The following is a 9982-nucleotide window of genomic DNA, read 5'->3' as shown; positions in this document are numbered from 1 at the left end:
TCCCCCGGATCAGCGCCAGGACTCAGCCGTCACTTACGTCGCACTCTGCGTCGTCAGTGCCATCGCGATAAAAAAGCGCTTTCGTTTATGTGCAGTTGCTGAGAGCAAGGCACGACGAGGTGTTGCAGCACAGATGTGATGCTGCGCTGGCAGCGGTTACTTCGACTCGCTGAGCATCTGGCGGATCGCGCTGACGAATACTTCAACCGGTTGCCCGCCTGATACGGCGTACTGGTCGTTGAAGACCATGGTCGGCACCGAAGTGATGCCACGTGATGTCCAGAGCTGTTCGGCTTCGCGGACGTCGCTGGCAAACTCGTCGCTGTCCAGAATGGCCTGTGCGCGCAGGCGGTCAAGGCCGACTTTCTGCGCCACGTCTGCCAGGGTCTGGTGATTGGAAGGGTCTTTCAGTTCACTGAAATAGGCGACAAACAACGCCTGCTTCAATGCCGGTTGCGTGCCTTCCTGCTCGGCCCAATGCAGCAGACGGTGCGCATCGAAGGTGTTGTAGATGCGTCGCTCGCCCTTGCCAAACGTGAAACCCAGCTCGGCACCGCGCTCACGGATGGTTTCGTGAATGGCTTCGATCTGTTCAGGCGTGGAGCCGTATTTCTCGGCAATGTGCTCTTTGATGTCCTGGCCTTCGGCCGGCATGTTCGGGTTCAGTTCGAAGGGCTGAAAATGAATCTGCGCCTGCACTTCGTCACCCAGCGCTTCAAGCGCCTGATCCAGCGCGCGCAGACCGATGACACACCAGGGGCAGGAAACATCGGAAATGAAATCGATCTTCAGTGCAGTGGTCATGATGGCCCTCGTTGAAATAAGCAAAGGCCATACGATACACCTCTGCCGGTGCCTTACAACTGCGCCAGATTACGGCCGTCTTCATGCTGGGCTTTCAGGTACGGCAACACCGCGCCCAGCAAGGGCGCCTTGAAGGCTTCCTGAAAACGATGCGCCAACCCTGGAATCAGGCGCAGTTGGCTGCCCTGAATGTGCGCGGCGACGTGCACACCGTGCATGACCGGCAGCAACGGGTCGGCCGTGCCATGCACCACCAGCACCGGCAGGCGCAAGCGGTTGAGCAACTCGACACGACTGGGCTCGGCCAGGATAGCCAGGATCTGGCGTTTGACGCCTTCGGGATTGAACGCCCGGTCGTAGGAAACCGCTGCCTGATGCAGCAACTGCTCGCGATCATCCTTGACCTGCGGGCTGCCCAGCGCCGCCAGCAAGTCAGCCTGCTGCTCCAGCGCCACCTCCCGATTGGGCGCGCCACGACGCGCCAACAGTTGCAGCAGCGCCGCGTTGGGCATCGGCAATCCCTGAGCGCCGGAACTGGTCATGATCAGGGTCAGGCTCTCGACCCGTGAGGGCGCAAGGTCGGCCAGGTGCTGGGCAATCATGCCGCCCATGCTAGCGCCCAAAACGTGAAACTGGCGTATCTGCAAGGCATCCATCAGCCCCAACGCATCGTCGGCCATGTCGGTCAGTGAATAGGGTGACGAGACTGGCAGGCCTAGCTTGTAACGCAGCACTTCGAAGGTCAGATTGGCATCGGCTGGCTGCTGCACCCAGGTCGACAGGCCGACATCGCGATTGTCATAGCGAATCACCCGATAACCCTGCTGACACAGCGCGACCACAACCTCGTCCGGCCAATGAATCAACTGACCGCCCAGGCCCATGACCAACAGCAAGGCAGGGTCGGACTCACTGCCGATACTCTGGTAGGCAATGCGTACTTCCTTGAGGTCAGCGAGCTGTACAGGGACATCGACATCACAACGATTGGACGCAAAAGACGGCAAGCCGCACAGAAGCGCGGCCAGAAAAATTAAAACCCGCATGAAAAACACCAAAAAACAGAACCCCAGTAGGCCGCGAGTCTGATGATGTTTTGCCAAGCGCGCTGCCACAGTTGCGTGACAATTTGATGAATGGCGCTGAGTGGTAGGTGCAGCCGCCGCAAACGGTAAACCTCAAGCTGCAAGAAAGGACGAATCCACTTGCAGCTCAAGATCAGTATCGACCCTATAGCCTTAGTTGCCTGGCGGCCGCGACCATGTTGATCAGTGCGGCTTCGGTCTCTGGCCAGCCGCGGGTCTTGAGGCCGCAGTCCGGGTTGACCCACAGCCGCTCAACGGGTATGCGTCGTGCTGCCTTGGCGATCAGGCTGACCATTTCGGCCGTTTCCGGAACACGCGGCGAATGGATGTCGTAGACACCCGGACCGATGTCATTCGGGTAGTCGAACGCTTCAAAGGCGTCCAGCAACTCCATGTCCGAGCGTGAGGTTTCAATGGTGATGACATCGGCATCCATCGCCGCGATGGACTTGATCACGTCGTTGAACTCGCTGTAGCACATGTGCGTGTGAATCTGGGTTTCGTCCCGAACGCCAGAGGCGCAAAGGCGAAACGCGGCGACCGCCCAATCCAGATACTGCTGCCACTGCGCCTTGCGTAGCGGCAAGCCTTCGCGAAAGGCTGCTTCGTCGATCTGCACGATCTTGATTCCGGCTCGCTCCAGGTCTAGCACCTCATCACGAATCGCCAGCGCCAGTTGTTGCGCCTGAACCTGGCGGGAAACATCTTCACGGGAGAAAGACCACATCAACATGGTCACCGGCCCCGTCAGCATGCCTTTCATGGTCTTGTCGGTGAGGCTCTGTGCGTAACGGATCCAGTCGACAGTCATGGGTTGCGGGCGGCTGAGGTCGCCAAAAATGATCGCGGGTTTCACACAACGCGAGCCGTAACTCTGCACCCAGCCAAAGCGGGTAAACAGATAGCCGCCCAGTTGCTCGGCAAAGTATTCGACCATGTCATTACGCTCGGCCTCACCGTGCACCAGCACATCCAGGCCGAGGTTTTCCTGAACCTGCACCGCATGACGGATCTCGTGGCGCATCGCATCGGTGTAGTCATTGAGCGACAATTTGCCCTGCTTGTGAGCCTGACGCGCCAGACGAATCGCCGAAGTCTGTGGGAACGAGCCAATGGTAGTGGTCGGAAACGCCGGCAGTTGCAAACGCTCACGCTGTACCGTAATGCGCTCGGCAAATGCCGACCGGCGCTGATGATCGGCCGCTGTTACCGAGGCCAGACGCGCCTGCACCTGCGGGTTGTGGACACGCGATGACCGCGCGCGACTTGCCTGTATCTCGCGGCTCTGTGCCAGCGACTCGACCACTTCGGTAGCCTGTGGATCGTTCAGTGCATGGCTGAGAATCGCGATCTCTCGGCTCTTCTGCACCGCAAAAGCCAGCCAGCCTTTCAACTCAGGGTCGAGCCGGTCTTCACGGCTCAGGTCGACGGGGCTGTGTAACAACGAGCAAGAACCCGCAACCCAAAGGTTATCGCCAAAGCGTGCGTGAGCTTGCTGCAAGGCTGCCAGCGCAGTCTCCAGATCACAGCGCCAGACGTTGCGCCCGTTGACTACCCCCAGCGACAAAACCTTGTAGGACGGTAAACGATCAAGCACCGCAGGCAACTGCTCCGGCGCACGAACCAGATCGATGTGCAAGCCATCCACCGGCAGCGTGGCCGCCAGACCGAGGTTGTCTTCAAGGCCGCCGAAGTAGGTGGCAACCAGCTTTTTAAGCGGGGAATACTGCAGGCTGTGATAGGCGCGCTCGAACGCGGTCTTCCAGTCCTGCGGCAGGTCCAGGGTCAAAACAGGTTCATCGAACTGCACCCATTCCACGCCCTGCGCCGCCAGACGCCCGAGGATCTCGCCGTACACCGGCAACAGCCGGTCCAGCAGCTCAAGCCTGTCGAAACTGTCGCCTTTGGCCTTGCCCAGCCACAGGTAAGTCAACGGCCCGATGAGTACCGGTTTGACCTTGTGGCCCAGCGCGTGGGCTTCATCGACTTCCTCGAACAGTTGCTCCCAGCTCAGTTGGAAACGCTGGTCCTGAGTGAACTCCGGGACGAGGTAGTGATAATTGGTGTCAAACCATTTGGTCAGTTCCTGGGCATATTGCGTCTTGCCAAGGGATGCGCCGCAGCAACTGCTCGCACCGCGCGCCATGGCAAACAACGTGTCCAGCGTCGGCAAGCCTGCTGCGTCTCGCACATGGGCAAAGCGTTCGGGGATGACACCCAGTGTCAGAGAGTGCGTCAGTACCTGGTCGTACCAGGCGAAGTCGCCGACCGGCAGTAACTCGATACCGGCCTCTTTTTGAACCTGCCAATGCGCTGCGCGTAGCTGCTGGCCGACAGCACGCAAGCCCGTCTGGTCAAGATCGCCCTTCCAGTAGGCTTCCAGAGCTTTCTTCAATTCACGATCTGCGCCGATACGCGGAAATCCAAGGTTGTGGGCCAGGGCCATAGTGCGTCCTCCATAAAAGATGGCGCTATTGTCGACAGCCGACACAACATGAGACAAACTCATTGTTTTCGTGATGGTCACAAATTTTATTCATGGAGCGCTGACGGTGCTTGAAATACGCCACCTCAAAACCCTGCACGCCTTGCGCGAGGCTGACAGCCTTGTCGATGCCGCTGAACGTCTGCACCTGACTCAGTCGGCGCTGTCCCATCAGTTCAAGGAACTGGAGGAGCGCATGGGTATGCCGCTTTTTGTGCGCAAGACCAAGCCGGTGCGCTTCACCAGCGCCGGTTTGCGCCTGCTGCAACTGGCCGACTCGATGCTGCCGCAACTGCGCAGCGCCGAGCGCGATATTGCCCGTCTGGCGGGCGGCACGGCGGGACGGCTGCACATGGCGATCGAGTGCCACAGCTGCTTTCAGTGGCTGATGCCGACCATCGACCAGTTCCGTGACGCCTGGCCCGAGGTCGAACTGGACCTGTCTTCCGGCTTCTCGTTTGCGCCGCTGCCTGCGCTGGCGCGCGGCGATCTGGACCTGGTGGTGACGTCCGACCCGCTGGAATTGCCCGGTATCACTTATGTGCCGCTGTTCACGTATGAAGCGATGCTGGCGGTGGCCAATCAGCATGCGCTGGCGACCAAGCCCTACATCGTGCCGGAAGACCTGATCCCTGAAACGCTGATCACCTACCCGGTGGAACGCGACCGGCTGGACATCTTCACCCGTTTTCTGGAGCCCGCCGACATCGAGCCCGCACAGGTAAGGACCTCGGAGCTGACAGTGATGATGATGCAACTGGTCGCCAGCGGCCGCGGCGTATGCGGCATGCCGCATTGGGCGCTGCATGAATACAGCTCACGCGGCTATGTGAAGGCCAAACGGCTGGGCGAGAAAGGGCTGTTCGCGACGCTGTATGCCGGCATTCGCGCCGACATGCTCGACGCACCGTACATGCGCGACTTTCTGCTGACCGCCAAGGACACGTCGTTTTCGACGCTGGACGGTGTGAGCGTGGTCCGCTAAGAAGTCGCTCGCTGAAAGCGTCGTCTCGCGCCGTGGTGCGGGACGACGCCTGTTTCAGTTCGCTGCGGCTTGCCGCTGGCGGTACAGAGGCAGGATCAGATCACGGGTCAAAGGCGCCAGATGCAGATCGGCGTGGCTGTCTGCGCTGACCCAGATCACTTCTTCGATCTCGGCGGCGGGCAACACGTCGGCGTCGGTCCTGACTTCATACAATTGGCAACGCACTTCAAACCCTGGCTCGTTGGCCGCCGGCGCCGCGAACTCGCCCAGAAACGTTGCCTGTTGCGCGTCGATGATCAGCCCGAGCTCTTCTTCAAGCTCTCTGGCCAGCGCCAGCGGTGCGGGCTCGCCAGGCTCGATCTTGCCGCCCGGCTGCATGAATGCCTGAGTGCCGCGCTTGCGCACCAGTAACGTTCGGCCATCTGCGCCGATCAGCAACGCTGCCGCAATGTTGATGACCTTCATGCAAAAATGTCCCTTTTCAGCAGGCGCGATTCGTCCGCACGCTCCAGGGCCAGAACGATCAGGCGATGAATCAGTTCGGCATAACTCAAACCGCTGGCCTGCCAGAGCTTGGGGTACATGCTGATCGAGGTGAAGCCGGGAAGCGTGTTGACCTCGTTGATGATGATTTCACGCGCCTCGGTGACGAAAAAGTCGACCCGTGACAGCCCCGCGCAACCCAGCACTTTGTAAGCCTGTAGTGCAACGTCACGCACCTGATCGCTCAGGTCGGAAGGCAACTCGGCAGGTATGGCGATGCGCGCCTGATCACCGTTCAGGTACTTGGTGTCGTAGGCATAGAATTCGTCGTTGGCAATGACCTCACCACAGACACTGACCTGCGGCTCGTCATTGCCCAGCACGGCGCATTCCACTTCCCTGCCGACGATGCCCTGCTCGATCAGCAGCTTGTGATCGAACTCAAAACCCAGCGCCAGTGCCGCAGCGAAACCCGCCTCGTCAGATACTTTGCTGACACCCACCGATGACCCCTGATTGGCAGGTTTGACGAACATCGGCAGGCTCAGCTGCGCAGCCGCCTGCGCGAACGAAAGGCTTTCGCCACGGTTCAGCACCATAAACGGCGCGACGGCAATGCCAGCATCACGCAACAGACGCTTGGTCACATCCTTGTCCATGCACGCCGCAGAAGCGAGCACGTCGGCGCCCACGAAAGGAACAGCCAGCATACGCAACAGGCCTTGCAACGCGCCGTCTTCGCCGAACGCACCGTGGATCAGTGGAAAAACCACGTCGATGGCTGCCAGCGGTTGGCCTGTCTCTACCTCGACAAACTGGCCGCCCGCACTGCCGGGCAACAACGACAACTGCTTACCCGAACCGCTCAGTTTGATCCGCGCAGGGTCATTGGCATTGAGCAGGTAATCGGCCTCATCGAAGCGCAGCCAACGGCCCAGCTTGTCGACGCCGATCAGCGTCAATGCATAGCTTTCACGATCAATCGCATTGATCACGTTGCGCGCAGACTGCAACGAAACCTCATGCTCGCTGGATTGCCCACCGAAAACGATGGCGACTGACTTTTTCAAAGCGGCTACTCCTGTTTTTCAGGCCGCGAAGATAAAAGCAATTCCGGCTGTTAGTCCAGTAGATGATTGGCCCCACCGCCCAATTGCAGGCAAAAAAATCCCGGTGGTGGGCGATTCACAGAAAACGCCCAGCACCGGGAGGTCAGACAGCTCATTGCGTTGCAGCGGTTTCTTTGTTGCTGCCAGAGCCGAAGCTGGCGAAACGCTTGTTGAAACCGGCGATCCGGCCTTCGGTGGTGGTCTTGCGCTGCTGCCCGGTGTACATCGGGTGCGAGGCGCTGGACACGTCGAGCGCGACATAAGGGTAGGTCATGCCGTCGGTGTGTAGCTGCGTGCGGTCGGTGTCCACGGTGGAGCCAAGGCATCGGCAGCGGTGTCGTGGAACAGTACGGTGCGGTAAGCAGGATGGATATCGGGTTTCATGGTCATCTCTCCGTTAGTGGGCTAAATCGTTATACAGTAACATAATAGAAGATGAGAATGATTGCTGTTGATTGCTGACATTGCCGAGCTTGATCGCACCTCCGCGTGGGGCTGCTGTCGGCCTGCGAACCCTTTAGATCAGCGCATCAGAGACATTCTGTAATACCGCGCTTTTGCAATTGTCGCCCGAAAACGCCACCCTGCCGCGCCGCCGAGCGTCACTGGTCGCTGGCCTGGAACCTAAGCCCCTGTGGCCGATCTTTACTCATTAGCACTTTCAAGAGTCCACCGTTATGAATAACGGACGCGATCATCGAATCGACTTCTTTCGCGGCCTGGCGCTGATCTTCATATTCTGGGATCACGTGCCGGACAATCCTCTGGCGCAACTGACCGTGCGTAACTTCGGTTTCAGCGACGCAGCAGAAATCTTTGTTTTTCTCGCCGGCTACGCATCGATCCTGGCCTACGGGCGCATTGCGCGGCGCGACGGCATGCTGGTGGCTGGCGTGCGGATCCTGCGCCGCACCTGGGTGCTGTATGTGGTGCACATCTTTCTGCTGACCTTGTTGATGGGCATCGTCTTCGTCGCCAACAACCATGTCGAAACCCGCGACATGGTCCAGCAGATGGGCCTTGAATACTTCGTCGGCAACCCGCAGCAGGCATTGGCCGATGAACTGCTGCTGCGTTTCAAGCCCAACCTGACCGATCCGTTGCCGCTGTACATCGTCCTGCTGCTGACCTTGCCCCTCACCTTGCCGTTGATGCTGCGCAAGCTGGAAGTGGCGGTCGGCCTGTCGATAGCCCTGTACCTGATGGTGCCTTTGTTCGGCTGGAACCTGCGCGCTTACGAAGGCGGCGGCGTCTGGTACTTCAACCCGGTGGCCTGGCAGTTGCTGTTCATCCTCGGCGGTGCCTGCGCATTGCGCAGCGAAACCGCCACACCAGCCCAAGCCCCTCCATTACGCCAACAACCGTTGTTCCTGATGGCCGCTGTCTACGTGCTGATCGCAGGCGTACTGACCTTCAGCGAAAAATGGCCCGACCTGCACACCGCGCTGGTCTCGACCCTGTACCTCGACGCCCTGTACCCCATCAGCAAAACCGACCTGGCACCCGCGCGCCTGCTGCACTTCCTCGCCCTGGTCTACGTGGTTGCCCGGTTGTTGCCGACCTCAAGCACCTGGCTCGAGAACTGGCCCGCCCGCCAGACCTGTCGCATGGGCCGTTATTCGCTGGAAGTCTTCTGCCTGGGCGTACTGCTCGCGCCACTGGCAGACATGGCAAATGCGCTGGCCGGCGATACGCGGCCAATGCAGGTCACTACCGCGATTGTCGGGCTGGGCTTGATGATGCTGATGGCCAATGGGCTGGAGTTGAATAAACGGCTGGGAACATATAAGACCGCCGTAGCCGTGTAGAGAAAGGACCGTTGCAAATGCAAAGACTGGCAAAACGCATTTGCCAGTATTCTTTAGATGTTTACTTACGGAGTACTCTTGATCAGTCTTTGATGACAGATATGTCCGACTTGCCCTTTATCAGGATGAGGTGTGTCAGCGCCTGTATCTCCAGCATAAAAATTGTGTACCATCCAATCGCCTTCAAAATATTGAGTACGCCAAATATGTGTCCCTCTATCTTTCTCGGTAAAAACATCTGCGTCGTTTCCGCCGACACAGCGACCAATATCTACTAGCGTGCGGACTTTACCGGATGCGTCAGTCTTCACAAGGCCAGTGGAACGAGACTTATCGGACTTCGGCAGATCAATTGAGTATGACGCAATGCCCCCTTCCAGGGGCGTCCCTGTCGAATCAGTCATATCGACCTCCAGAACAACGTTGCTTATTCCTTGAGCAGATAACGGCCCCAGGGTAGACGCATCCGGAGGTATTCTTGACATACCATATGGCTGATCTCGCAGGCGAGCATAAGTGACTTTTGGAAACGAACCCAATATCAGGCCATAGGTAGAGCCTTGTACAAAAGGCCTGGACTCGTTATGAGACACCCGAACAATTACATCCTGCCCAAGAGTCAAAGAAGAAAGCACAATTTTCTGACCACTGGCGAGCATATTCCATTTAGCGCCATCATGAATTTCCAACTGAGCAGATCCGGATAGATGCCCCTGAATCAAAACCTTTTGCCCACGCAACGCTGTGAAGCCGTAATAGTGGCTGTCCGCGGCGCTTACCAATGAATCCTTGATAAGATTAAATTTGTCAGGTAGCTCAGTAAATTTAGGTTCAACAGCATCACCCGCTTCAACCTCGCCAAATCCCTCTAAAACTTCCGCATCACTTGTCTGCCCATTTAAAATATCCCGCCCCACTTCGTGTGCTATTGCTTGCGTATGTAAAGCGCATGCCAACAACGAGAATGCCAAAATCTTTGCTGCCTTGAGATTATTCATGTGACGCTCCTAATATTAATAAAAAACTAAAACAGGACGTAATAGAAATCCGATCACAAGGTCAATAGCAAAACAAAAAATAAAGAAATTTCCTACAAAACAATTGCCACCCCAGCAGCTTGGGAATATTCCTACACTTTTCTCAGCGCAAGTTTTCCCTGTCCGTGCCGTTAGTGTACTGTTTTCGAAAAAATCAGCCACCAACTAACGGAAAATTCAAATCTT

The 9982-nt window shown here is 57.9% G+C and carries 8 protein-coding genes and 1 pseudogene; 2 read left to right on the top strand and 7 right to left on the bottom strand.

Annotated features, from left to right (window positions below):
* Positions 1–156 precede the first annotated feature (156 nt).
* The 3 genes from DW49_RS0115355 to metE form a co-directional block, all read right to left on the bottom strand.
* The gene (locus DW49_RS0115355; RefSeq protein ID WP_005620057.1) at positions 157–804 is read right to left on the bottom strand and encodes a DsbA family oxidoreductase; all 648 of its coding nucleotides are present in this window, start codon (positions 802–804) and stop codon (positions 157–159) included.
* A 53-nt stretch (positions 805–857) separates the two neighbouring features.
* Positions 858–1850, bottom strand: a complete 993-nt coding sequence (locus DW49_RS0115350) for an alpha/beta fold hydrolase (protein WP_005620058.1) — start codon at positions 1848–1850, stop codon at positions 858–860.
* A gap of 184 nt (positions 1851–2034) precedes the next feature.
* Positions 2035–4335, bottom strand: coding sequence for a 5-methyltetrahydropteroyltriglutamate--homocysteine S-methyltransferase (gene metE / locus DW49_RS0115345; protein ID WP_005620060.1), 2301 nt, complete (start codon positions 4333–4335; stop codon positions 2035–2037).
* Between the two features lie 106 nt (positions 4336–4441).
* Here metE and metR point away from each other — a divergent pair, with 106 nt between their 5' ends.
* Positions 4442–5359, top strand: coding sequence for a transcriptional regulator MetR (gene metR, locus DW49_RS0115340; RefSeq protein ID WP_005620062.1), 918 nt, complete (start codon positions 4442–4444; stop codon positions 5357–5359).
* 54 nt (positions 5360–5413) lie between these two features.
* Here the strand turns inward: metR and DW49_RS0115335 are convergent, their stop codons facing one another.
* The 3 genes and pseudogenes from DW49_RS0115335 to DW49_RS01000000128445 all read right to left on the bottom strand — a co-directional run bounded on the left by DW49_RS0115335 (position 5414) and on the right by DW49_RS01000000128445 (position 7335).
* Positions 5414–5824 (bottom strand): NUDIX hydrolase, encoded by a 411-nt coding sequence (locus DW49_RS0115335; protein WP_005620063.1) that lies wholly within the window; start codon positions 5822–5824, stop codon positions 5414–5416.
* On the bottom strand, positions 5821–6912 hold the full coding sequence (ddlA, locus tag DW49_RS0115330) for a D-alanine--D-alanine ligase (RefSeq protein ID WP_005620064.1): 1092 nt from the start codon (positions 6910–6912) through the stop codon (positions 5821–5823). Before ddlA ends, DW49_RS0115335 begins: the two co-directional genes overlap by 4 nt.
* A gap of 151 nt (positions 6913–7063) precedes the next feature.
* Positions 7064–7335 (bottom strand): annotated as a pseudogene (locus DW49_RS01000000128445) (type B 50S ribosomal protein L31).
* Positions 7336–7628: 293 nt separating this feature from the next.
* On the opposite strand from DW49_RS01000000128445, the gene DW49_RS0115320 reads away from it, so the two are divergent.
* On the top strand, positions 7629–8759 hold the full coding sequence (locus DW49_RS0115320; protein WP_005620066.1) for an OpgC domain-containing protein: 1131 nt from the start codon (positions 7629–7631) through the stop codon (positions 8757–8759).
* 65 nt (positions 8760–8824) lie between these two features.
* Here the strand turns inward: DW49_RS0115320 and DW49_RS1000000133685 are convergent, their stop codons facing one another.
* The gene (locus DW49_RS1000000133685) at positions 8825–9757 is read right to left on the bottom strand and encodes a hypothetical protein (RefSeq protein ID WP_081591636.1); all 933 of its coding nucleotides are present in this window, start codon (positions 9755–9757) and stop codon (positions 8825–8827) included.
* Positions 9758–9982: the final 225 nt, after the last annotated feature.

Source organism: Pseudomonas avellanae BPIC 631, from assembly GCF_000444135.1.
In the GTDB taxonomy this organism is placed as follows: domain Bacteria; phylum Pseudomonadota; class Gammaproteobacteria; order Pseudomonadales; family Pseudomonadaceae; genus Aquipseudomonas; species Aquipseudomonas avellanae.
This window is presented reverse-complemented; position numbering and strand designations above follow the sequence as displayed.